Annotated in this window: 22 protein-coding genes; 4 read left to right on the top strand and 18 right to left on the bottom strand. The window is 73.6% G+C overall.

The window, feature by feature from the left end; genetic code table 11:
- Positions 1-20 precede the first annotated feature (20 nt).
- From FB457_RS17780 to FB457_RS17755, 5 genes are all read right to left on the bottom strand, one after another.
- On the bottom strand, positions 21-320 hold the full coding sequence (locus FB457_RS17780) for a hypothetical protein (protein ID WP_486589056.1): 300 nt from the start codon (positions 318-320) through the stop codon (positions 21-23).
- A gap of 335 nt (positions 321-655) precedes the next feature.
- Positions 656-1,495, bottom strand: coding sequence for an alpha/beta hydrolase (locus FB457_RS17775; RefSeq protein ID WP_047019044.1), 840 nt, complete (start codon positions 1,493-1,495; stop codon positions 656-658).
- A gap of 781 nt (positions 1,496-2,276) precedes the next feature.
- Positions 2,277-2,633 carry a DMT family protein gene (locus FB457_RS17765; RefSeq protein WP_486589055.1) on the bottom strand — a complete coding sequence of 119 codons (357 nt, stop codon included), beginning with the start codon at positions 2,631-2,633 and terminating at the stop codon, positions 2,277-2,279.
- Positions 2,630-3,307 carry a ScbR family autoregulator-binding transcription factor gene (locus FB457_RS17760; RefSeq protein ID WP_145782378.1) on the bottom strand — a complete coding sequence of 226 codons (678 nt, stop codon included), beginning with the start codon at positions 3,305-3,307 and terminating at the stop codon, positions 2,630-2,632. Before FB457_RS17760 ends, FB457_RS17765 begins: the two co-directional genes overlap by 4 nt.
- Positions 3,308-3,430: 123 nt before the next feature.
- Positions 3,431-4,546, bottom strand: a complete 1,116-nt coding sequence (locus FB457_RS17755) for a ScyD/ScyE family protein (protein ID WP_047019043.1) — start codon at positions 4,544-4,546, stop codon at positions 3,431-3,433.
- A 253-nt stretch (positions 4,547-4,799) separates the two neighbouring features.
- Here FB457_RS17755 and FB457_RS17750 point away from each other — a divergent pair, with 253 nt between their 5' ends.
- Positions 4,800-5,885 carry a methyltransferase gene (locus tag FB457_RS17750; RefSeq protein ID WP_078898537.1) on the top strand — a complete coding sequence of 362 codons (1,086 nt, stop codon included), beginning with the start codon at positions 4,800-4,802 and terminating at the stop codon, positions 5,883-5,885.
- Positions 5,886-5,917: 32 nt separating this feature from the next.
- On the opposite strand, the gene FB457_RS17745 is transcribed toward FB457_RS17750, so the two are convergent.
- On the bottom strand, positions 5,918-6,376 hold the full coding sequence (locus FB457_RS17745; RefSeq protein WP_047019041.1) for a carboxymuconolactone decarboxylase family protein: 459 nt from the start codon (positions 6,374-6,376) through the stop codon (positions 5,918-5,920).
- Positions 6,377-6,545: 169 nt separating this feature from the next.
- Between FB457_RS17745 and FB457_RS17740 the strand changes: the two genes are divergently transcribed.
- Positions 6,546-6,998: a YdeI/OmpD-associated family protein gene (locus FB457_RS17740; protein WP_145782376.1), complete on the top strand. Its 453-nt coding sequence runs from the start codon at positions 6,546-6,548 to the stop codon at positions 6,996-6,998.
- 117 nt (positions 6,999-7,115) lie between these two features.
- Here the strand turns inward: FB457_RS17740 and FB457_RS17735 are convergent, their stop codons facing one another.
- A complete protein-coding gene (locus tag FB457_RS17735; protein WP_145782374.1) occupies positions 7,116-7,529 on the bottom strand; it encodes an enediyne antibiotic chromoprotein in 414 nt (137 codons plus the stop codon).
- 156 nt (positions 7,530-7,685) lie between these two features.
- Complete coding sequence (locus FB457_RS35280; RefSeq protein WP_164492607.1) at positions 7,686-7,856, bottom strand: hypothetical protein; 171 nt, start codon at positions 7,854-7,856, stop codon at positions 7,686-7,688.
- 272 nt (positions 7,857-8,128) lie between these two features.
- On the opposite strand from FB457_RS35280, the gene FB457_RS17725 reads away from it, so the two are divergent.
- Entirely contained in the window at positions 8,129-9,160 is a 1,032-nt protein-coding gene (locus FB457_RS17725) for a ParB/RepB/Spo0J family partition protein (RefSeq protein ID WP_052770555.1), read from the top strand.
- A gap of 45 nt (positions 9,161-9,205) precedes the next feature.
- Here the strand turns inward: FB457_RS17725 and FB457_RS17720 are convergent, their stop codons facing one another.
- From FB457_RS17720 to FB457_RS17690, 7 genes are all read right to left on the bottom strand, one after another.
- The gene (locus tag FB457_RS17720) at positions 9,206-9,982 is read right to left on the bottom strand and encodes a response regulator transcription factor (RefSeq protein WP_486589054.1); all 777 of its coding nucleotides are present in this window, start codon (positions 9,980-9,982) and stop codon (positions 9,206-9,208) included.
- A gap of 67 nt (positions 9,983-10,049) precedes the next feature.
- On the bottom strand, positions 10,050-10,454 hold the full coding sequence (locus FB457_RS17715; RefSeq protein WP_047019038.1) for a GNAT family N-acetyltransferase: 405 nt from the start codon (positions 10,452-10,454) through the stop codon (positions 10,050-10,052).
- The gene (purB, locus tag FB457_RS17710; protein WP_047019037.1) at positions 10,438-11,727 is read right to left on the bottom strand and encodes an adenylosuccinate lyase; all 1,290 of its coding nucleotides are present in this window, start codon (positions 11,725-11,727) and stop codon (positions 10,438-10,440) included. Before purB ends, FB457_RS17715 begins: the two co-directional genes overlap by 17 nt.
- Positions 11,728-11,769: 42 nt before the next feature.
- Positions 11,770-13,266, bottom strand: coding sequence for a glutamine synthetase family protein (locus FB457_RS17705; protein WP_047019036.1), 1,497 nt, complete (start codon positions 13,264-13,266; stop codon positions 11,770-11,772).
- 3 nt (positions 13,267-13,269) lie between these two features.
- Positions 13,270-14,697, bottom strand: coding sequence for an amidase family protein (locus FB457_RS17700; RefSeq protein WP_222439508.1), 1,428 nt, complete (start codon positions 14,695-14,697; stop codon positions 13,270-13,272).
- Positions 14,694-16,652, bottom strand: coding sequence for a hypothetical protein (locus FB457_RS17695; protein ID WP_145782372.1), 1,959 nt, complete (start codon positions 16,650-16,652; stop codon positions 14,694-14,696). The genes FB457_RS17700 and FB457_RS17695 overlap by 4 nt, the downstream gene beginning before the upstream one ends.
- Positions 16,649-16,978 carry a 4Fe-4S dicluster-binding protein gene (locus FB457_RS17690; protein ID WP_052770553.1) on the bottom strand — a complete coding sequence of 110 codons (330 nt, stop codon included), beginning with the start codon at positions 16,976-16,978 and terminating at the stop codon, positions 16,649-16,651. The genes FB457_RS17695 and FB457_RS17690 overlap by 4 nt, the downstream gene beginning before the upstream one ends.
- Positions 16,979-17,368: 390 nt before the next feature.
- Here FB457_RS17690 and FB457_RS17685 point away from each other — a divergent pair, with 390 nt between their 5' ends.
- Positions 17,369-18,085 (top strand): gamma-glutamyl-gamma-aminobutyrate hydrolase family protein, encoded by a 717-nt coding sequence (locus FB457_RS17685; protein WP_047019034.1) that lies wholly within the window; start codon positions 17,369-17,371, stop codon positions 18,083-18,085.
- Between the two features lie 144 nt (positions 18,086-18,229).
- Here the strand turns inward: FB457_RS17685 and FB457_RS17680 are convergent, their stop codons facing one another.
- From FB457_RS17680 to FB457_RS17670, 3 genes are all read right to left on the bottom strand, one after another.
- Positions 18,230-19,717, bottom strand: coding sequence for an FAD-dependent monooxygenase (locus tag FB457_RS17680; RefSeq protein ID WP_047019033.1), 1,488 nt, complete (start codon positions 19,715-19,717; stop codon positions 18,230-18,232).
- Between the two features lie 41 nt (positions 19,718-19,758).
- Positions 19,759-20,751 carry an alpha/beta fold hydrolase gene (locus FB457_RS17675; RefSeq protein ID WP_253911501.1) on the bottom strand — a complete coding sequence of 331 codons (993 nt, stop codon included), beginning with the start codon at positions 20,749-20,751 and terminating at the stop codon, positions 19,759-19,761.
- 657 nt (positions 20,752-21,408) lie between these two features.
- Positions 21,409-22,875: an FAD-dependent monooxygenase gene (locus FB457_RS17670; RefSeq protein WP_145782370.1), complete on the bottom strand. Its 1,467-nt coding sequence runs from the start codon at positions 22,873-22,875 to the stop codon at positions 21,409-21,411.
- Between the last annotated feature and the right edge of the window lie 245 nt (positions 22,876-23,120).

Here is a 23,120-nt window from a genome sequence, read left to right as displayed (position 1 = left end):
GATCGCGCCGAGGGGGGCGTTCAGCTCCGGTGCGGGCCGCCCGTGAGAAAGGCGCAGGCGAACCCCTCTCCCTCGCGGGGCTCGCGGGTCCAGGACCGGGTGGTGAGGGTGGGCAGCCTGCCCCGGGTGAGCGCGAAGCGCGGGAGCGGGAGCCCGAGTTCGGCCCGGAGGGCCGCCGGCACGCGCGCTTCGCGCTCCTGCTCGGTGCCCTCCGGGCGGAAGAGCCGGGCGGGGTCCGGGGCGTCGGGTATCACGCCGGAGCGCTCGGCCTTCGCGCCTCGTACGGTGAACGCCCAGAGCTCCTCGCCCCGTTCGGCCACGGACAGGTGGAAGGCGCGCCCGCACGTACCGGAGCTGGTTCAGCAGGACGGCGCTCCCGGTACGACTCCGGCAGCCGCAGCCCCAGCCGCTCCTCGGCCGCGACGATCACCGCCTCCGCCGCCCCGGCCCGCCCATCGCGAAGCCGGCCCCCCCACCGCCCTCGTCCTGCTCCTCGTCCTCCTGGTAGTCCTCCTGGCCGTCCGCCCGCGGAACCCACTCCTCCTGCCAACGCCCCCAGGAACCCGTGCCCGTCGGACCCGTCGCCGCTCCTGCCCGGGATACTGCCACCGGGCACTGACGGCCCGGCCGCCGCCGGGAACCTGCTCCGCCGCGCTCAGCTCGGGTCGATGTGCAGGGGCGCGGGTTCGATCGCCCAGTCGAGCGCGAAGTCGGCGACCTCTTCCCAGCCGTCCTCGCCGCAGGTGTAGTGACTGCGGCCGGGGAACTTCCGGTACGCGACGATGGCGCCGCCGTGCTTCTCGTTCTTCCGGTAGTTCTCGTGCTGCACGGCCGGCGGCAGGATGCGGTCGTCGCCGCCGGAGACGAAGAGCAGGGGCGCCCGGTCGCGGTCGGCGAAGTCGTAGGCCGTCGCTGCGTGCGGCGCGAGGTTGGCGAAGCCGCCCTGGAAGAGGAGCCGGCCGGAGACGGGGACGGCGTAGCGGTCGTAGACGGCCTTCGACTCCTCCTCGCTCATGTTGTTCGTGAACGCGTGGTGGAACTGCTTCTCGGTGATCGGCACCGCGCGGTTCTTGTTCGCCGGGTTGTGCAGGACCGGAAAGAGGGCCCTGATCTCGCTCACCGGCAGCGCCCGGATCCCCTTGACGGGCGCGCCGTCGATGGACACACCGACCGCGCCGTACCCGGCGCCGAGGAGGAGCTGCACGAAGGTGCCGCCGAACGAGTGGCCGATGAGGGCCGGCTTCGTGTCGAGCGCCGCCACCACCCCGGCCAGGTGGTCGAAGATGTCGCGCACGCCGAGCCCCGCCAGCGGCGAGGGGTCACGGCGCAGCGCCTCGACGCCGGCCTCGCCCGGCTCGATCCCCGGGTAGCCGGGCGTGATCACCTTCAGGCCGCGCCGCTCGTACCGGGTGACCCAGTGCTCCCACGACAGGGGCGTCATCCAGAGGCCGTGGATGAGTACGATTGTGTCCGGTGGTGATGCGGTCTGGTCCATCGTCCCGTCCGATCTCTCCGGCGGCGGCGTGCGCGGGCTCTCGCGCAGAGGGTTTCAGACTATTCGGACATCACGGGGAGGAGGGTGAGCGATTCGCCGCGAGCAGCCGGCCCTCGCTCCGGTCCCGGCTCCCTCGATGGGCGGTCCTGCCCGCGTCCCCACGCTAAGGACCCGGGCCCCGCGTCACGCCGTCGAAGGGGCAATCGGGTGACCCGCCGGGAGGGGTCAGAGATCGCCGGGACGGGGCTCGGCCGGGGCGCCGGCGGAGTCCATGAGGATCGCGTGGGTGTCGTAGAGTCCCGGCGCACCCTTCGCGGGAACCTCGCAGCAGACCTGGACGATGCCGCTCGGCAGCACGGTGAACGTCGGCGGTTCCGCGTTCTTCGGCAGGTCGCGTACAAACCGGTCGACGCGGATCCGCTGCCCCTCCGTCAGATCCGATTTCTGCAGGCTGCCGACCGCCCCCTCCGCCCATCAACTCGCTGAGGTGGAGACGGCGTTGTGAGCACCGGCGGGGAACGGAACGCAGATCTGGATCCGGCCGGTGATCCGCCGCGTGTCCTCGCCGGTCTCCATGTACTCGCCGTCGATGGTCGGCGCCTTGACAGGTGACGACGGTGACGGACGGGCCCACCGGGCGCGAACGCCATCCGCTCCCATAGGAGTTGATCGAGGAAGCACAGCCTAGGACCCGAACCGGCCGCCGGCGGTCGAAGCCGCCATTCACAGGAAACTCTCATACGCCCGGATACGGGCCGGGGGCGTGCGTCGGCGGTGGCGGTCAGCCGGTTGCGGTGCGGGCGTCGGGGACCGCGCGGGCCAGGGCTAGGACGCCGGTCAGGACGATGGCCACGCCTACGCAGGCGGGGAGCAGCCACCAGCCCAGGCGGATGCTCTCCTCGAAGAGGAAGACGCCGAGGGCCAGGCTCACCGTGGCGTCGCCGATGGTGAGGGCCGGCTGGGAGGCGGCGAGGGAGCCGGCTTGCAGGGCGTTCTCCAGGAGGAGTACGGCGGCGATGCCGCAGAGGACGAAGCCGTAGGTCTGCCAGGTCGTCAGGAAGGCGAGCAGGCCGTCGTGGATCAGGGTGAAGGTGGCGGTCTTGATGGCGCCGGTGGCGCCCAGGACCGTGAGCCTCATCCGTCCGCCTCTCCTCCCACGCGAGCCGGCGGTCCAGGCGTGGACAGGTCCGCGGCCGCGTCCTCGTACGGGCGGATCTCCAGCCTCGCGCGCGCCTCCGCTGTCGCCATCCCCGGCAGCAGGTACCGCCACAGCGCCGCCACCCGCTCCGGCAGATCCGCGCGGCCCGTCGTCGCCTGCGACAGCACCTGGATGCCGAAGTACGCGCCCATCAGCATGTGGGCGCACTCCGCCTCGTCGACCTCCGGCAGGAGTTCCGACGCCGCGCGGGCGGCGGCCATCTGGCTGCGGAGGTGGTCGGTCCAGAGGTGGTGGAGGGTCGCGCCGTCCTTCTCCAGGCCACTGCGCTCGAACGTCAGCCGCAGGCCGGCACTGAGCACGACGTTGCTGCGGAGTTCGTGGGCGAGGCGCATGGTGACGTCGATGAGCTGCTGCAGCCCGTTGGCCCCGGGCGGGAGCAGCCACTGCTCAGGTCCCTGTTCGGCGAGTACGGCCTTGGCCAGCGCCTGCTTGGACTCGAAGTGGAAGTACAGACCGCCCATCGTGGTGCCCGCACGCTGCACGATCCGGCTGAGGCTGGCGCTGTCGTAGCCGTACTCGTCGAAGACCTCGGCGGCCACCGTGATGATCGCCTGGCGGGTCCGCATCGCCCGCGCCTGCCGCACTCCCGCCATGGACCTCTCCGACTCGAACAGGTGCTCCCGGAAGCCGCCATGGTAGTGGCCAGGGGGCAGGGGTGTCCGTCACCGGCCGGTCGGCCGGTCGGCCGGTCGGCCGGTGACGGACACCGGCGGTGGTCAGCGGGTGATCTTGAGGACTTCGCCGCTGGTCCCGACCGAGTTGTTGGTCACGTAGATCTCGTCGTCCGGGCCGACGGCGACCCCCGAGGACATCGTCAGCCGGTCGCCGGTCTCGACCGGGGTGACGTCGCCGGTGCCGGTGTCGACCACGTTGACCGCGCCGGGCTTGGGGCCTTCGGGCCCGTAGCCGCCGGTGATCGTGAGCGCGACGAGATCGCCGGACTTGTCCAGGGCGAGGTCGCTGACGGCCGTCAGGCCCTCGGCGAACACCACGGGGCGGTGGCCGGGTGCGATCTTCCAGATCCGGGCCGCGCCGGGCTTGAGGGCGCCCATGTCGGAGACGTAGACGGTGCCGTCGCGGGTCTCGACGACGCCGCCGGGTACGGCCTCGGAGAGCTGGCCGTTCACGGTGTTGCCGGGGAAGACGGCCTCGGCGCGTATCGAGCCGAACGCCGAGATGCCCAGCAGGTCGTTGCCCGCCGCGTCCGTCGCCAGGTAACCGCCCTTGCCGGTCTTGGCCAGCCGCCAGGCATTGCTCTGCACGGACGAGGGCTCGTTCGGGGTGGGCGGCTCGCCGAGCACCCAGTCGGGGTCCATCCGCGTCTCGTAGTCGACGAGGTCGGCGAGGGTGTGGCCGGCGGAGTGCCGCAGGGTGCCGAGGTGCTTGGCCCCGGCGCCCAGGCCCGCGCGGAACTCGTTGGTGTTGCCGCCGCCGTTGAGGACCACGTACCCGAAGGCGCTGGGCTCCACGTCGACGGGGCCGGTGGCCGAGATGGGCTGCTGCGGGTTGGCCACGCCGGCGGCGAGGGACGGCAGGCCGTTGACGACGCGGCCCTGCTTCCGGCCGTCGATGCGGTAGACGGAACCGGTCGCGCCAACGCACTGCTTGCCGGCCTCGCAGCCCGCCATGCCCTTGCCGGACTCGGCGACGAGTATCCGCCCGTGGCGGTCCACGTGCAGCCCGCGCGGGTTGTTCAGCTCGCCGGCCACGACCTCGATCGCCGGCTCGGTCTCGTCGGCGACCGCGGGCGCCGGCAGCGTCACCGCGGTGACACCGCCGAGCACGCCTGCGGACAGGACAGCCCTCTTCCACTTCCTGTTCTTGCTCGACATCTCACTCCTTCTTGCCGCCGCATGGAGCGGGCTTGATATGGGCAATCCGCGACACCATAAACACTGCCGCGGTATGACGTCGTGCATTGTTCGACTGCGCAGCGGGCGCAGTTGGACAACCCCCCGGTATTCAAGTGGCGCTCGAGCAGGACTCCGTTTCCGCGCCGGAATTGGACACATGACGGTCGGCGGTGCGCTGGCCTACCGTCGGCGAATCCGGGAAAGACGGGAACTCGCCTTACGGAGGAATCCGATGCCACCGCTGCCCCCCGCTCGTCTCGTCCGTGTCGTCGAAGGGATTCGCTCCGCACTGCAGTCGCTGACCCGCAAGATGGCGCCGCCGCCGTTCGCGCTGCTGGAGCTGGCGCAGGGCGCCATGGTCTCCCAGGCGATCTACGCCGCCGCCGAGCTGCGGGTCGCGGAGGCGCTGACGGACGGGCCGCTGCCGGTGGCGCGGCTCGCCGAGAAGACGGAGACCGACCCCGAGTCGCTGCGCCGGCTACTGCGCCTCCTCGCGACGTACGGGATCTTCACCGAGCGGAAGGACGGCCGGTTCGCGCTCACCCCGATGGCCCGGGCGCTGCTGCCGGACGCGCCGATGTCGATGAACGGCATCGCCCTGCTGATGGGACATCCGACGCACTGGGAGGACTGGGCGCACTTCGCCGAGGCGGTACGCACCGGAGAGCCGAGCCTGCCGAAGCTCCGCGGCATGGGCGCGTTCGAGTACCTGGAGGAGAACCCCGAGTACGGGGGCGTGTTCATCCGCGGCATGGGCTCGATGTCGGCGACGGAGACGGAGCCGCTGCTCGCCGCGTACGACTTCTCCCGCTTCCGCACCGTCGTCGACTTCTGCGGCGGCCGCGGCGACTTCCTCGCCGGGGTGCTGCGCAAGTCGCCGAAGGCCCGCGGCGTGCTGTCCGACCCCCGGGTCGGGGAGAACGGCGCGGCCGCCTTCCTGGAGAAGGAGGGCGTCGCCGACCGGTGCACGATCGCGGACGGCGGGCTCTTCGACCCGGTGCCGGAGGGCGGGGACGCGTACGTCCTGAAGCACATCGTGCACGACTGGCCGGAGCCGCAGGCCGTGGAGATCCTCACCAACGTGCGGAAGGCGATGAACCCCGGCGGCCGGGTCCTCATCATGGAGATGGTGCTGCCGGACAAGCGCAACGCGCCGCACGCGGGCAAGCTCGTCGACCTGTGGCTGATGCTGCTCGTCGGCGGCCGGGAGCGGACCGGGGCGCTGTACGGGGAGCTGCTGGCGCAGGCGGGGCTGAAGGTGGAGCGGGTGGTGCGGACGCCCGCGGCCATCTCCGTGGTGGAGGCGAGCCGGATCTGAGCCCGCCCGGCGCGCCGGCGGGGTGCCGGGGCTCATCCCGGCGGCTGCCCGGCCGGCCGCCGGGTGGTGGCGACGACCCGGTGCCACAGGTTGCAGAAACCCGAGGCCAGGACGAGGGTGGCGAGCTGGCTCTCGTCGAAGTGGCGGGCGGCTTCGTGCCAGACGGCGTCGGGGACGGCGTCCGGCCGGTCGCCGAGCCGGGCGGCGCTCTCCGCCAGGAGCAGCGCCGCCCGTTCGGCGTCGCTGTAGTACGGCGCGTCGCGCCAGGCGGCGACGGCGGCGATCCGCTCGGGCGACTCCCCCGCGGCGCGCATCTCGGCGGCGTGCCGGTCGACGTTCCAGCTCGCTCCGTTGATCTGGCTGGTGCGCAGATAGACGAGGAGGAGGGTGCTCTCGGGGACCCCGGACCGCTTCAGTGCCTCGCCCAGTGCCCGCAGCGCCGGTACGGCACCGGGTACCGCGGCCGTGGGGCTGGCTATTCGCGCCTGCATCTCTCTCCTCGCTGTCGCACCATAGGGTTCGGACGGCCGGGGGCCGGGCGCGCCAGGGCGCAGTCACGTCGGCCGGGTGCCATCCGTCATCTCCATGACGATCGGCAGCGGAAGAGTGTGACGGCGGCCACCGCCCCTGACACCTTCACCCCCAGGACGGAGAGCAACGATGAGGTTCCGCACGATGATCGAGCCCGCCGGCAACGCGACCGGGTTCGAGGTGCCGGGCGAGGTGGTCGACGGTTTCGGGGCGGGCCGGCGGCCGCCGGTGGTCGTCGAGATCAACGGCCACTCCTGGCGGACTCGGATCGCGCCGGTGAACGGGCGGTACGTCGTCGGAGTCAGCGCGGCCCACCGCAAGGCGAGCGGGGTGGTGCAGGGCGAGGAGGTGGAGGCGGAGGTGCGGCTGGACACCGAGCCGCGGGAGATCGTGGAACCGCCCGAGCTGACCGCCTCGCTGGACGCGGAGCCGGGGGCGCGGGCCGCGTACGACCGGCTGGCGCCGACCCACAAGCGCCGCCATGTCCGCGCGGTCGAGGGCGCGAAGACGGCGGCGACCCGGGAACGGCGGGTGGCCAGGGTGCTGGCGGAGCTGGCCGGCGAGGAAGCGCCGGGAGGCTGACGGCGGGCGGCGCGCCGGCGGCGGTCCCCGGCAGGCGCGCCCCGCACCGCCCGGGCCTGGGCGGTACGGGGCACTGTCATCGCTGCGGAGTCACCGGCCGGGCGCCGGCGCTCTTCGTCAGCCGAAGGAGATGGGCTGGGCGATGGGGCCTGTCTCCTGCTCCCAGGCCACGATCTGGCACTGCTCCACGGCGCAGTCCACCGTGATGGTCTGGCCGGTGCTCCGGTCCGTGGCCTGGAACTGCCTGCGCGCCACGTACCGGGCCGACAAGGTGCCGTCCGCGGCCGCGGTGGTGTGGACGGTGTCCTCCGCGCACACGGTGTCGCGGACGCACTCGCTGACGCCGATCGCGCTGCCGGCGACGTAGCCGGAGCCGCTCACGGACACCGTCTGGCCGTCGGCGAGGCCGGTGCTCGGCGTCACCGTGACGGCCGGGGCGGCGGCCGCGGCGGGACCGGCCGCCAGGGCGCCCGACGCGGCGGCGGCGCCGAGGACTCCGGCGGTGGCCAGACGGATACGGCGTGCGGGCATGTGATCTCCCTGCCTCCCGGGTGTCGACTTCACGGGGTTGTGCGGTTGACGGCTCCAGCGTCAGATGTGACGCGGAGCCGCGGTTGCTCGCGAGTCGGCGTCCGGTCCTGCCGGGGTGTCACAATCCGCCGCTCCCGTACGTACCGGCGGGTTCCTTCACCTCTTCGGCCCGGCGCCGCCGAGGGGCACTTCGCGTACGCAGAGCGCGGCGAGCAGCGTCAGCGCGGCCGCGACGACCGCCGCCCAGAAGGCCGACCGCACGCCCTCCGCGGCCGCCGCGGCGGCGGGCACCCCGTGCCCGCCGAGGCCGCCGGAGAGCGCGCTCATGACGGCGACCCCGAGGGAGCTGCCCAGCGTGCGGCAGAGGGTGACGGCCGACGAGGCGACGCCCGTTCCCCCGGAACGGGAGCAGCCGCAGTCCAGCAGGGCCGGCTCGCGTACGGGTCGCGCGGCGGCCGGTCCCGGACAGGGCCCCGGCGCCGTGTCAGCGGCGTGTCAGCGGGCCGTCAGATCGCCCTGGGAGCCTTCGAGTCGAGACAGCGGTCCCGTCGTCGTGCGCGGGCCGCGCCGCCGGACCCCGACTGCCACTGGAGGAGTCTGTGCTCATCAATCAGATCGTGCGCGCCGAGCGGGCGGGCGGCTCCGACACCCTGCTCGCGCTCCGCGAGGCGGTCCGCGACCTGCCGGTCGAGAAGGTACCCGTCGCCAGTCTGGTGGTCACGTTCAGCCCGCGCGCCGCGGGCGTGGACGCCGGCTACGCGCTGGCCCTCTCCGAGGTGGAGGCGGAGCTGCCGCCCATCCTCGTGCACCGCGGGCGGATGGCCGTGATCGACGGCCGGCACCGGCTGCGCGCCGCCCGGCTCAACGGCGCCGCGTACATCGGCACGCGGTTCTTCGACGGCTCGGAGAGCGACGCGCGGCTGCTGGCCGTCGCGATGAACGTGGCCCAGGGGCTGCCCCTGTCGCGGGGCGACCGCATCGCCTCCGCGCTGCGCATCCTCACCGCCCGGCCGCAGTGGTCGGACCGCTCGGTGGCGGCAGTCGCCGGACTGTCCGCGCGGACGGTCGCCGAACTCCGCGGCCGTGCCCGGGGCCAGGCGCACGACGCGCCGCGGATCGGGCTCGACGGCAGGCGCAGGCCGTTCCGTTCCGCGCAGGGCCGGGAGCTGGCGGCGAAGCTGCTGGGCGAGGAGCCGGGGGCGTCGCTGCGGTCGGTCGCCCGGCGCGCCGGGATCTCGCCGGCCACCGTCGCCGACGTACGGGACCGGCTGCGCCGCGGCGACGACCCCGTACCGCTGGGGCAGCGGGAGGAGCCCGCGGCGGAGCGGCCTGCCCGCGAGCCTGCGCCACCGCCCGTCCCCGCGCTGTCGCCCGGGGAGCTGTTCGTCATCTTCGACTCGCTCTGCCGCGACCCCTCGCTGCGGATGACGGAGACGGGCCGTACGGTCCTGCGCATGCTCGACGCCTGCCACCTCATCGCGCGGGACCGCGAGAAGATCACCGTGAACCTGCCGCCGCACTGCAGGGAGCAGTTGGCCGAGCTGCTGCGGGGCTACGCCGGCCTCTGGCGCGACCTGGCGGGCGAGCTCGGCGCGGGACGCGCAGCGGGGGCGGTCGGCGCCGTACGCTGACCGCCCCCCGGGACCCCGACGGCACGCGCCGCCCGGCGCGTGCCGTCACGCGTGGCCCAGCTTGAACCCCACCCCCCGGACGGTCACGACCCAGCCGCTGCCGCCGAGCTTGCCGCGCAGGCTGCTGACGTGCGTGTCGACGGTGCGCCGCGACCACGAGTCGCCCCAGACCCGCTGCAGGAGCTGCTTGCGCGGTATGACCGTGTCCGGGTGCGAGGCGAGCTGGCAGAGCAGGTCGAACTCCTTGCGGGTGAGCGCGACTTCCGTGCCACCGACGGTGACGCGGCGGGAGGCCACGTCGATGTGCAGCCGGCCGTGCCTGAGGTGCCGGCCGGCCGCGGGCTGCTGCGGCCGGGAGCGGCGCAGCACGGCTTCGATACGGGCCATCAGCTCGCGCATCCCGTACGGCTTGGTGACGTAGTCGTCCGCGCCGGCCTGGAGGCCGAGCACGCAGTCGAGTTCGGACTCCCGGCCGGTGACGATGATGATCGGCACGTGGCTCACCGCGCGGATGCCCCGGCACACCTCCAGACCGTCGAGGTCGGGGAGTTCGAGGTCGAGAAGGACCATCTCCGTGTTCTGGTGCGCCCGCAGCGCGGCGCCGCCCTGCTTCGCCCCCACCGGCTCGTGCCCGTAGCGGCGGAGCTGGGCCATCAGCGACTCGCCCGTGTCGGGGTCCCCGTCGACCACCAGGATGCGCCGGCCCGCCGGCCCCGCGGCCGCCGTGCCCGAGGGGCCGGCGTCCGCCGGATCCTCGGGCACGGCGGTCCTGGTCACCGGCGCGCGTAGGTCGGGCAGCACCTGCGACGTCATCTGAGTCATACCTCCCCGTGTGGTGTGCTCGGCAGGTGGGCGGACGGGCCGCGGGCAGCGGCGCCGCACGCGGTGGTTACGTGCTGCGCACCCATGCGGAGTCGTGCCGGGTGAAGCCGAGGTGCGGGTAGTAGTCCCGGGCGGCGGGCGCGGACAGCAGGACGAGCTTGGCCGCCGGGGCCTCCGCCATGGTGGCGTCGATGAGCGCGCGGCCCACGCCCGCGCGCTGGTGGGCGCGGACGACGGCGATGTCGGAGAGGTACGTGACGTAGGCGAAGTCGGAGACGCTGCGCGCGAGGCCGATGAGCGCGCCGTCCTCGTCGCGCGCGACGACCACGAGGTTGGCCTCGCGCACCATCGTGGCCATCCGCTCCCGGTCGTCGACGGGCCGCCGCTCGCCGAGCCCCGAGTCCCGGTAGACCGCGAGCACTTCGTCGAGGTCGAGCGAGGCGCCCGCGACGCGTTCAGTCTTCCAGTGCACCGAGCTTCTCCAATCGGTCGCGGATCACGTCGTGACGGGTGAGGAAGCGCTCCGGGCGCAGCTCGCCGACGGTGATGCCTTCGTCCGCGAGGGTGGCGCCGAAGTGCTCCCCGGTGGCCACCGTACGGTCGGCGGCCCGCTGCACGGCGCGGTACGCGCGCTCGCGCTCCGCACCGTCGTCGGTCAGCAGTTCGGCGAGGACCGCGGAGCTGTGCACGAGTCCCGCGGTCTGGTCGATGTGGGCGCGCATCCGCTCGGGGTGCACCCGCAGCGAGGCGACGAGTTCGGCGGCCTTCGTCGCCTGGAAGTGCGCCACGGTCAGGCTGTCGGGCAGGATCACCCGCTCGACCGACTGGTGGGCGAGGTCACGTTCGTGCCAGAGCGGGACGTTCTCCAGCGCGGCGGTGGCGTGGCCGCGCAGCAGCCGCGAGAGGCCGCAGAGCCGCTCGCTGGTGGTCGGGTTGCGCTTGTGCGGCATGGCGCTGGAGCCCTGGTACGCCGCGGACCTGCCCTCCTCCACCTCCGCGACCTCGGTGCGCTGGAGCAGCCGCAGCTCCAGGGCGAGTTGCTCCACGCAGGCGCCGAGTGCGGCGACGGCCTGGAGCAACTGGGCGTGCCGGTCGCGGGCGACGACCTGGCTGGGGCAGTCCTCCACGCCGAGCCCGAGAGCCGCGCAGACGTGCGCCTCCACCGCGGGTTCGATGAGCGCGTACGTACCGACGGAGCCGGAGACCGTGCCGACCGCCACCGCCTCGCGCGCCGCCGCCAGCCGGCGCAGCGACCGGTCGACGCCGAACGCGAAGCCGGCCAGCTTGTGCCCGAACGTGGTGGGCTCGGCGTGCACCCCGTGGGTGCGGCCGATCATCGCCGTGTCCCAGTGCTCGAGCGCGCGGCCGACCAGGGTGCGCCGCAGCTCCCGGGCGGCCCCGGAGAGCAGGTCGCAGGCGGTGGCCAGGGTGTGGCCGAGCGCGGTGTCCACCAGGTCGTAGCTGGTCATGCCGAGGTGCACCCAGCGGGCCGAGGCGTCGGGCAGGCCCTCGCAGTAGGCGGCGAGGAAGGAGAGCACCTCGTGGTCGCGCTCCTGCTCCAGCTCCGCGACCCGCGCGGCGGCGGGCACCGGCGCCCGGCGCATGTCCTCGACGACCCCGGCGGGGACGCGGCCGAGCCGCTCCTGCGCCTCGGAGGCGAGGATCTCGACCCGTACCCAGGTCTCGTACCGTGCCTGATCGGAGAAGAGCCGCCCCATGTCCGGCAGCGTGTAGCGGGGAATCATCTGTGCCACCCGTCCCGTCGTCGTTCCTCGTACGCCTCGGATTCAGTACGCCTCGAAGTACTCGCGCTGCTCCCAGTCGGTGACCTCGCCGGCCGGCGCGCCGGTCGCCGCGCACCAGGTCTCGAAGCGGTCGAGTTCGCTCTCCTTCAGCCGCGTCAGGCAGGCCGTCAGCGGGGCGCCGAGCAACTGCTCGGCGCGGCCCGCGCGGAACGCCCCGAACGACTCGCGCAGCGACTGCGGCACGAGGCCGGCGCCGGGGTCCGCGGGCGTACCGGCGGCGCCGCCCTCCAGCCCGTCGAGCCCGGCGAAGAGCTGCGCCGCGATGTTCAGGTACGGGTTGGCGCACGGCTCGCCCATGCGGTTCTCGATCCGGGCGTTGGCGCCGCCGCCGGCCACCCGCAGCATCGCGGTGCGGTCCTCCACGCTCAGCCCGATCCGCGTCGGGGCCAGGGTGTGGGCGGAGTCCAGGCGCCGGTAGCCGTTGACGGTGGGCACCGAGAGCAGGAGCAGCTCCCGCGCCCAGGACAGCAGCCCGTCGGTGTACGCCTTGCCCTCCGGGGACAGCCCGCCGGAGAGCCCCTCGGCGCCGAACAGGTTGCGGCCGGTGGCCGACTCCCGTACGGACTGGTGCAGATGCCAGCCGCTGGGGTCGAAGGAGGGCAGCTTCGGCAGCGACATGAACGAGGCGTGGTAGCCGCGGCGGGCGGCGAGCCGCTTGGTGACCGTACGGAAGAGGAGCATGGCGTCCGCGGTGTCGAGCGGCGGCATCGGCGCGAACGTCGTCTCGACCTGGCCGGGTCCCGACTCGTGCTCCATCGAGCGGAGCGGCAGGCCGAGCGCGGTGAGGCACTGCGCCAGCGGGTCGGCGACGGCGGCGACGGAGTCGTAGCGGAAGTCCAGGTTGAACTGGTAGCCCGCGTTGACGGCCGCGACCCGCGGCGCCCGGCCCTGGGTGCCGAAGCCGTTGCCCTCGTTGCCCGGCTCGTCGTCGAGCCGCCGGGTGAGGTACCACTCCGCCTCGAGACCGAGCAGCGGGTCGAGGCCGCGTACCGCGTACCGCTTCTCGACGGCGCGCAGCACGGCGCGGGACGACAGCGGGTGCGGGCTCCCCTCGCGCAGGTACTCGTCGCCGATGACCCAGGCGGTGCGCGGCTCGGTGCCTGGCAGCACCTGGAAGGTCAGCGGGTCGGGCACCAGGATGAAGTTCCCGGCGCCCGCGATCTCCTCGACGCCGATGCCGGGGTCGCCGAGGAAGTCGACGGCGACGGCGTGCCCGGTGTCGAAGAGGAAGGGGCCGGGGCTGAAGTTCATGCCGTGGCGGAGCACGGAGCGGAACGCCGGCACGGTCAGGGTCTTGGACCTGACGAGCCCGTGCGGGTCGCCGTAGACCAGGCGGACCAGTTCGAGCTGGCCCAGCTCGGCCTCGATCCGGTCGGCGACGGCCGCCTGGTCGTCGGTCCACAGGTCGTGGTCGGCGACGAACGACGGCCGCCCCACGCTCTCCTCGCCCGACGGCGAACGCCACTTTCTGGAGTACACGGCTCAGATCCTTTCGACGACGGGCAGGGCGGCGGGGGCGGGCGGCGGCTGGGCCGCCCACGGGGCCGGCAGCGCGCCGAGGTCGGTCTCCAGCCGCGCGGCGGTGGCGAGCACCAGGGCGTCGGCGCCCACGGGCCCGACCACCTGTACCCCCGCGGGCAGGCCCGCGGGGGTGAGACCCGCCGGGACCGAGACGGCCGGCTGGCCGGTCATGTTGAACGGGTAGGTGGCCGGGGACCAGGCGAGCCACAGCAGGTCGCGCGGGTCGGCGGCCCACTCGGGCGCGATGGCCCCGGCGTCGAACGGCTCGACCGGCACGGTGGCCATCGCCAGGATGTCGTAGCGGTCCATGACCGAGCGCAGCTTCGTCCGCAGCGCGTGGCGCACCTCCTCGGCGCGGATGACCGCGGTGCCGCTGAGGATGCGGCCGTGGCGGACGACCTCCAGGCGGCCGGGGTCGCAGAGTTCCTCGTCCTCCGGTCCCGTGGCGGCCGCCTCGGCGGCGGCGAGGATGTCGACCAGCGCCGGGTACAGCCCGTCGCAGCGCACCTCGATCCGCTCCACCCGGTGCCCGCGTCCCGCGAACGCCCCCAGCGCCCGTTCGGTGACCTCGCGGACGCCGGCGCCGGTCCGCTCGTACTCGACCCAGCCGACGCGCAGGCGCCGCGAGGAGCGCTCGGGGTCGAGGGAGCCGAGGGCCGAGTCGGGGTCGTACGGGTGCGGGCCCGCCGCGACGGCGGCCAGGGCGGCGGCGTCCTCGACGCGACGGGCGAGCGTGCCCTGGTGCGAGAGCCGCTCGATGCTGCCGGGGACGTAGGGGATACGGCCGTACGACGGCTTGTAGCCGACGACGCCGCAGAACGCCGCGGGGATACGGACCGAGCCCGCGCCGTCCGTGCCGAGCGCCCCGTCGCACATCCCCGTCGCCACCGCCGCGGCGGCGCCGCCGCTGGAGCCGCCCGCGGTGCGCCGGGGGTCGTACGGATTGCGCACGGGCGGGCCGACGCGGCGGACGGTGCTCGCGCTCCAGCCGTACTCGGAGGTGGCGGTCTTGCCGACGACGACCGCGCCGGCCGCGCGCAGCCGCGCCACGGCGGGCGTGTCCTCCGGCGGGCGGGTGTTGGGGAGCAGCGAGCCGCGGCCGGTGGGCAGGTCGCCGGTCTGCAGCAGGTCCTTCACGGACACCGTCACACCGAGCAGGGGCCGCTCCAGCCAGGCGGCGGCGCCCCGCTCGCGGATCAGCGCGTCCGCTTCCCGGGCCGCGCGCAGCGCGCCCTCGCCGGCGACGGCGACGTACGCGCCGGTGGTGTCGGCGCGGATGGCGTCCAGCACGGTCCGTACGTGCCGCTCCGCGGTGAGTTCGCCGGCTGCCAGCAGCTCCCTGAGCCGGGCGGGCCCCGGAGCGGGCCCCGCGCTCTGCCCCGCCGTCACGAGCGGCCGGTCGCTCTGCCGGCGGCCCCGGCGGTCCGCGCGGCGGCCGGAGCCCCCGCGATGGCGGCCCGGTGCCAGCCGGCGTCGAAGGCCGTGACCTCCACCGGCTCCCCGGCGGCGGCCAGTTCGGCGGCGAGGCCGGTCACCCGGCCGACGAGGCCGGACACCCGGTGCGCGGCGAGCAGGTCCTGCTCGTCGAAGGGGGTCCCGTCGCAGCGCAGCAGCCGCAGGTCGACGAACCCGTTGAACCGTCGCCCGGCGACCTCGACGGCCTGCGGCGAACGGATGGAGAAGCGGACCTTGTTGGTGACGTGGCCGTGGTGGTGCTGGTCGGAGAAGAAGGCGACGTCGGGGATGGTGGGCGGCACGAAGTGGTCGCGGGCCAGGACCTCTTCGGTACGGGGCAGGTTGCCCGCGATGAAGTGCCAGGAGTTGTACTGCATGCGCGACGACATCGCCCACGCCGCGTCCGCCATCGCGGTGGCGGAGTCGCCGAAGTGGCGGCGTGCCTCCGGGGCGGGCACCACGCAGCAGAAGTACTTGGTGATGTCCCAGCCGCAGATCTCCGCCCAGCTCTCCGCCCTCAGCCTCGCGACGAGGGTGGGCAGCGAGCGCATCCCGCGGCTCATCGCGAAGTCCGTACGGAACACGTCCGCGCTGGCCGCGACGGTCTCGTACACCAGCGACTCCAGACCGCTGCCGAACGCGCCGTGCGGCCGCGCCAGCCACCCGGGCGCCGCGGCGGCGGCGTCCGCCAGCGCGTCGAAGGTGCCGCCGGCCAGCGGCAGCCGCTCGCTGAGGCGGGCGCAGATGTCCTGCTCGTAGCGGTGCGCCCGGGCCGCCGGCGGGGCGGCGACGCGCTCGATCTTGTGCATGAGCGCGCCGTGGATCTCGCGGTAGAGCTGGACCCGGCCGGGGAACGCCTTGCGGACGGTGCCGAGCGTCGTGGCGAGCGTGTCGAGCGCGGCGATGTCGGGCGCCGCCGCGTGCGGGAGGGAGGGGCCGCCGGGTGCGGCGGCGTAGCCGCGCCTGACCCGCTCCAGCATGGCGGCGACGTGGTCGAGGCTGAGCTGCGTGCCGTTGGCCTCCTCGACCCGGCCGGGTCCGGCCGAGCGGATGAGGAGGACGAGGCAGACCAGGAGCTGCACGTCGTGGTCGGACCAGAGGTCGAGCGGCAGGCCCCGGAGGCTGCTCAGCGCGCAGTCGGGGTGCCCGGGGAAAAGGGTCTTGCCGGTGATGTTGTTCTGGTCGCGGAAGTTCGTGTACTGCTTCTCCTCCTGGTACAGGACGAACGGCGCGGTGCGCAGGGCCGCCTCCGTGGCCAGGTCAAGCAGTTCGTCGCGGCCCGCCTCGCCCTGCTCCGCGAGCCAGGCGCGGCAGTGCGCGACCTCGTCGGCGCGCCGGGCGGTGGCGGCGGCCAGCTCGCGCCGGTAGGCCCGCACGGCCCGGGCGGACCACGGCACCCGCAGGGAGCCGCCGACCAGGTCCTGCTGGCGCAGCGAGGGCTGCGAGGGGGCTCGTACGGCCACCCGGCCGCTGCGGGCGAGCGCCAGCTCGCCCGTGAAGACGGGCTCGTCCTCCGCGTCCCGGTCCGCCGCGCCGTCCGCGGCCGTGTCCGCGGCGGCCTCGCCGGTACGCCAGGTGAGGCCCCACAGCGCCTTGAACGCGGCCTCCTCCGCCGTGCCGAGCGCCCGCAACTGCACCCCGGCGGGCACGTGTCCGTCGAGGGTGAGCAGGACGCCGACCGCGGCGCGCGGCCCCCCGGCCTGCCGCGCCCGGGCCCAGGCGCGCTCCAGCAGCCCGGTGAAGCCGGCGCCCGGCTCCCGTTCGCGGTCGGGCTTGGGGGTGGCGCCGGCCGGGCTGCCGAGGCGGCTGGGCCGGCGGCTGATGCGCTTGCGGGCGTTGGCGGCCCGGCGCGTTTCGCGCGACTCGTCGCGCGGCGCGGGGGCGGTCACGGGGCGCTCACCGGGGTGACCTCGATGTGGCTCCACATCGATTCGTCCGTGGGCGCCCAGTCCTCGTCGACGTAGATGCAGTCGACCGGGCACTCCAGTACGCACACGGGGCAGCCGGAGCACAGCTCCGGGACGATCACGACGTCGAGGCCGCGGTCGAAGATGGCGCCGAACTCCTCGGGGCAGCTCCGCAGGCAGCTGTCGCAGGTGATGCACTCCGACGTCTCGATACGCCGCGGGGGCTTCTTCCAGTTGGCGGCGCGGGACCGATTGGCGATCCGCTCGGTGCGCTCGGCGTTGGCGGCCGGTGCGTTGTCGTCGTTCACGGGTGGTCACCCTTCGAGTCAGCGGGGTGCGACCGCGGCGTCGGGCTCCGCAGTCCGGATGTCGCCGGCGGCGCTGCCGGCCCGGGGAATCTGAGAGGTGGTACGGGGCACGTGAGGTGCCGCGGTGCCGATGCTCGCCGGACGGTCTCGACCACTCCCGGAGCGCGGCTGGTGGTCCGCTGGACTCCGCGCCGACGCCCCGGGCCTGGGGGGTGACGTACGAGGCCCGGGGCCTACGCGGAGCCGCCTTTGGCCGTGCGCGCCCACGCTGCGGTCCGGGCGGGATTCGACCGTGATTCCAGCACGGTGCGGTGCACTGCGCGGGTAAGCCGTGCGGGGCGCGTGACGGGCCCGGTCGGCGTGATTCAGGCGATGAGAGGAGTGGCAGCGATGACGCGACCCGTGGTGGCGGTGACCGCCGATGCGACGACAGTGAACTGGGCCATCTGGGGTGACGTGGCGGTATCGCTGCTGCCGCAGACGTACCTGGACAAGGTGGCGGTGGCGGGTGGGGCTCCGGTCCTGTTGCCGCCGGTTGCGGAGGCGGTCGGGCCGGTGATGGAGCGGGTCGACGCGCTGCTGATGAGCGGAGGCGGGGACCTGGACCCGGCGCTCTACGGGCAGGAGCCGGGCGAGTTCACCTTCCCCCCGCACCGGGCGCGGGACGCCGCGGAGTCGGCCGCGTTCGCGGTCGCAGAGCGGCGGGGCATTCCGGTTCTGGCGGTGTGCCGGGGCCTCCAGCTGATCTCCGTCTCCCGCGGCGGCCGGCTGAACCAGCATCTGCCCGAGCACTCGCCGAAGGTTCCGGGGCAGTACGAGCCGCGGACGATCCGGGTGCGGCCGGACTCGGTGCTCGGGTCGGCGCTGGGGCCGTCGCCGACGGTGTACTGCCACCACCACCAGGGTCTTGACGGGCTCGGTGCCGGGCTGGTGGCGACGGCGTGGTCCGACGACGGGGTGATCGAGGGGGCGGAGGCCGCCGACCCTTCGGCGCCGTTCCTGGCGGGGCTGCAGGCGCACGGCGAACTGGGACAGGACACCGCGCCGCTGTTCCGGGCGTTCGTCGAAGCCGCGGAGAAGAAGGCGAAGTCCGGGGCGCCGGCCTGAACGTGCCTGGCGAGGCCACCGGAAGCCGTACGTACCGCCCGGGTCCTTGCGCGGTGAGGCGCGGATACCCGGGCGGTACGCTGCCCGAGGACGGTGACCGCCATCCGGAGGTGCTTCGCCCACGGCCGGGCGGTCCGGGTGCGGTCACGCCTGACCAGCGACCACCCCGGGGGCGCCGAACCAGCGCTCGACAGCCTGCTGCGGGGAGACGGAATCCGGTGCCGCCCACGCGACATGGCCGTCGGGGCGCAGCAGCACCGCCTCGGGGGCCTTGCCGCTCGGGCCGTCGGCGTCGTCGGCCCAGGAGCCGGTGACGGTGTCGACGCGGTCGGACCATGCGGCAGCCACGTCGCGCGGCAGGGCGGACCGGTCGGTGAGGACGAGGACGCCGCGCGCGGTGCGCAGGAGGTCGGCGATACGACGACGGGTGCCGTCGGGGAGCAGCAGCGCGACGTCGGGAGGCATCCGCAGGCCGAGCAGCGGATGGTCGCCGGGGCCCGAGTCGTACCGGATGTCCACGCCGCTGACCATGCCCGCCAGGTGCCGCGCGACCCCCGGAAGCTCGACGAGTTCCCGCATGACGGCGCGCAGCGGCTCCATGGTGTCGTCGGTGAGATAGAGCTGGGTCTGGGCGCGGGTGTTCCGCATCAGGTCCCGGCCCACGGGGTGGCGTTCGCTCTCGAACGTGTCGAGGAGCCCTTCGGGAGCCCAGCCGTTGACCGCCGCGGCCAGTTTCCACCCCAGGTTGGCGGCGTCCTGCACTCCGACGCTCATGCCCTGGGCGCCGGCGGGCATGTGGATGTGCGTGGCGTCGCCCACCAGGAAGATCCGGCCGCTGCGGTAGTGCTCGGCCTGGCGGGTGGTATCAGTGAAGGAACTGATCCAGCGGACCTCCGCGTGGTGCAGGGACTCGCCGGTCATGCGCTGCCAGGCGTCGGCGATCTCGGTGAACCGCAGCGCGCTCTTGTCCTCCGGCGGGCGCAGCTTCTCGTCGTGGATGACGATGCGGTCCACCCCGTTCTCCAGGTTGAAGGCCATCACCATGCCGCCCGCGACCTTCTCGCCGATCGGTCGCTGGCGGATCCCGGCTCCCACCAGGTCGGCCATGTACATACCGCGTGTCGCATCCCAGCCGACGAAGTCGATCCCGGCGAGCCGCCGGACCAGGCTACGGGCGCCGTCGCACCCCACCAGGTACCGGGCGAAGTCCTCGCCACGCCCCCCGGGCCCCTCCCACTCCACGACCACCCCGTCCGCCGTCTCGCGGAAACCGTGCACCTCGTGCCGGCGCAGGACCGGCACGCCGAGCTCGCCCAGCCACCGTTCCAGGATCTCCTCGGTCCGGAACTGGGGGATGCCCCGGACGCTGAAGTGGTTGTCCGCCAGCTTGCCGAAGTCGATCCGCACGCCACCGAAGTGGCCCTGGGCCCATTCGACGTCGCCGAAGCGCTCCAGGAGCCCACGCTGGTCGAACACCTCGGCGGCGCGCCGGGTGAATCCGACACCGCGCGACTCCCCGCTCGGTCCGGGGAGTCTGTCGTAGACGGTCACCTCCACGCCACCGAGCCGGAGTTCACCGGCGAGCATCAGTCCGACGGGTCCGGCACCGACGACGATCACGCCTTTGGTCATGTCACTCCCTATGACGGAGGAAGAAATCGGATGGAGTTCGGTCAGGCGAAAAAGTCCCGCAAGACCTCCTCTAGCCGCTCGGGGGCTTCCTCCGGCAGGTAGTGGACGGTGTTGTCCAGCTTCACCACCCGCACGTCCGTGGCGACGCCGGGCAGCACCTGCCGCAGTTCGCCATCGCTCGCCTCGGAGGACACCCCGAGCAGCGGAGCGGTCACCGGCCCGTAGCCGGCCAGGTCCTCGATGTCCTGGTGGAACGACCGGTACCAGCCGCAGGCGGCCCGGATGGCGTCCGGCCGGTCGTAGGTCCGCGCGTAGACCGCACGGTCGAAGGGGGAGACCAGGCTCTGATCGGCCAGGGAGTGGAGGAGCAGCCAGTCCAGCAGGTGCCGCGAGCGGCCGGCCAGGAGTTGCTCGGGCAGCGTTTCGATCTGGTTGAAGGCAGACCACCAGAGGCTGAAGCCCTCGCCTGGCCGCGGGAGCAGCGGCAGGTCGTAGAAGCCCGGGTGGGGGTGGACGGTGTCGAGCAGCGCGACCTTCCGGGTCGCCTGCGGGTGGTTGGCGGCGTAGCTGAACGCCACCATCGAACCGATGTCGTGGCCGACGACGTTCGCGCTGCGCCACCCGAGCCGGTGCACCAACCCGAGGATGTCGCTGGCCATCGTCTTCTTGTCATAGCCGTTCCCAGGCCGGCCGGAGGAGCCCATGCCGCGCAGATCGACCGCGACGACCCGGAACCGACGGGCCAGCAGCGGCATGACCTTGCGGTACGCCCACCAGCTCTGCGGCCAGCCGGGCAGCAGAATCAGCGGGGCGCCCCGACCGCCGATCACGTAGTGCAGCCGCACCCCGTTGACTGTCGCGTACCGGCTGCGGAAGTGCCCCGGCAGCATCCGGGCCAGCCCCCGGTCGTCCGGCAGCGGGGCGTGTACGGGATGGCGCGGGGACGCGGCGTCCGGACCGGCAGTCCCGGCCCGGGCCACTGCCGACGTCCCCGCCGTGCCGAGGGCGGTCGCTCCCGTGCTGAGAGTGAGCATCCTTCTTCTGCTTAACGCCATGTGAGGAACCCTTCTCGTCAGTCGCTGTGCCGGCGACCCGGCTTGTGGTCAGGCGCGGAATGCATCCACGTGGCTGGTGCGCATTGGTGAACGGGCGGGCGGGGCGGCCTACCAGATCCTCGACATCGCGGGTCAGCGACACGGTTGCCGTGCTCGCCGCCCACACGGTGAGCAACGCGTCCGCGATCTCACCGGGCATGAAGTCCGGCTTGTTGGTCCGCCGTACCTCGGGAGCAACCCCGTCGATCGGTATGTCCCGGCCCGCCGCCGTTGCGATGAGCCGGACCTGTTCGGCGAAGGACTGTGCTTCTGGGCCGGTGAGGTGGTAAGAACGGCCCCGCCGGGCGAGGTCGGTGAGCACCGCGAACGCTGCCCGGCGACGTCCCGCTCGTCGACCGGGTCCGCGCAGCTGTCGGGGTTTCGAGGCTGAGCGGCACCGTCTCGACGCCGGCAGGAACCGCCAGCTTGCCGGGGCCGGCCGAGCCGGCGCGGACGTCGAGGTTTCGCTCGTGCAGGGTGCGCACGAGAGCGGAGCCGACATATCCACGGCTACCGGTAACGAGAACGGTCGTGGAGGCCCCTTCCAGGTCGAGACGCGGGCGGTGCGGAGTCTTCCGGGCGGTGCCGGGCACCAGTTCAGCCCTCCGGCGCGGTGCCGGGGCCGAACCAACGGGTCAGGCCGTCCTCAAGGTCGCCGCCGTCCGGCGCGGCCCACGCGACGTGCCCGTCAGGGCGCAGCAGCGCCGCCTCCGGGCCGTTCTCGCGGACCCAGGAGCCGACGACGACATCGATGCGGTCCGCCCAGCGGGCGGCGGTCTTCTGCCGCAGGCCGACGTCGGAGGTGAGGATGAGGACGCCGCGGCCCGCGTGCAGGAGTTCCGCGACCCGGACGACGGTGCCGTCGGCGCACGCCAGCTCGTAGCCCGGGGCCAGCCGCAGCCCGAGCAGCGGGTGGCCCTCGGCGCCCACGTCGTAACGGATGTGCAGGCCGCTGACCTGACCGGCGAGTTGGCGGGCGGCCTCAGGAAGCTGTACGAGTTCGTGCATCACGGCACGCAGCGGCTCCATTTCGGCATTGAGGTACAGGAGCGACTGGGCATGGACGTTGCGCAGCAAGTGCCGGCCCACCGGGTGCCGCTCCGCGTGGTAGGTGTCGAGAAGCTCCTCCGGAGCCCGGCCCTTGACGACGGCTGCCAGCTTCCATCCGAGATTCACCGCGTCCTGCAGGCCGACGCTCAGCCCCTGCGCACCGAGCGGCGCGTGATCGTGCGCGGCGTCTCCCGCCAGCAAGACCCGCCCGGCGCGGTAGGTCTCGGCGAGGCCGGTAGCGTCGGTGAGCGCTGCCATCCAGCGGGGCTCGGCGTGGTGGATGTCGTCGCCGGTCATCCGCTGCCAGGCGTCGGCGACCTCGGTGAACGTCAGGCTGCCCTCGCCGTGGTGCGGCCGGACGCCCGGCTCGTGGATCACGATACGGGTGACGCCGTCGCCCAGGCCGACCGCAAGGACCATGCCGCCGCCCTTGATCCGCTCGCCGATGGGCCGTGGCTGGATCTCGGCACCGACGATGTCCGCGAGGTAGAGGCCGCGCGTGGCGGGGTCGCCGGGGAACGCGATCCCGGCGCGCTCCCGCACGACGCTGTGGCTGCCGTCGCAGGCGACGAGGTACTGGGCGGTGTCCTCCCCGGGACCGTCCGGGCCCTGGTACTGGACGGTGACGCCGGTGCCGGTCTCGGCGAAGCCGGTGACCTCGTAGCCGCGGCGTATCTGCACGCCCAGTTCGGCGGCCCAGTCGCCGAGCAACTGCTCGGTACGCGACTGGGGCAGGCCCATCACCCCGAAGTGGCTCTCCTCCAGCAAGTCGAAGTCGATGCGCACGCCGCCGAAGTGCCCCTGCTGTCCCCAGCGGAACGGGCCGAGCCGGGAGAGAAGGCCCCGCTGGTCGAGGATCTCCGCGGTGCGGCCGGTGAAGCCCAGGCCGCGCGACTCACCGCTGGGGGCGGGAAGTCTGTCGTAGACCATGACGTCCACACCGCCGAGCCGCAGCTCAGCGGCCGACATCAGCCCGACCGGTCCGGCACCGACGACTATCGCGCCCTTTGCCATGTCCTACTCCTCGCAGATGGGTGTGGTCCGGCTCTTCCCGCATCGGCGGCTGGACGTCATGCGGACCACGTCAGCTCGCCGATGAGTCGGCCCAAGCGAAGCGCCGCCGGGTCGAGAGGCGCTTTAGCCGTGGTCAAGGGCACACACCTGCGACCGTAAGGGGCGGCGGCACGGCGGGGGCATGGCGCGCTGTCCGTCATCCCGCCCGGTGTGCCGGCTCCGGACGGTCGGCGGATGCGTCGGGT

The sequence above is a fragment of the Streptomyces sp. CNZ287 genome (assembly GCF_007827615.1).
Note: the sequence above shows the minus strand (reverse complement) of the source record. Positions and strands in the feature narration are given on the sequence as shown.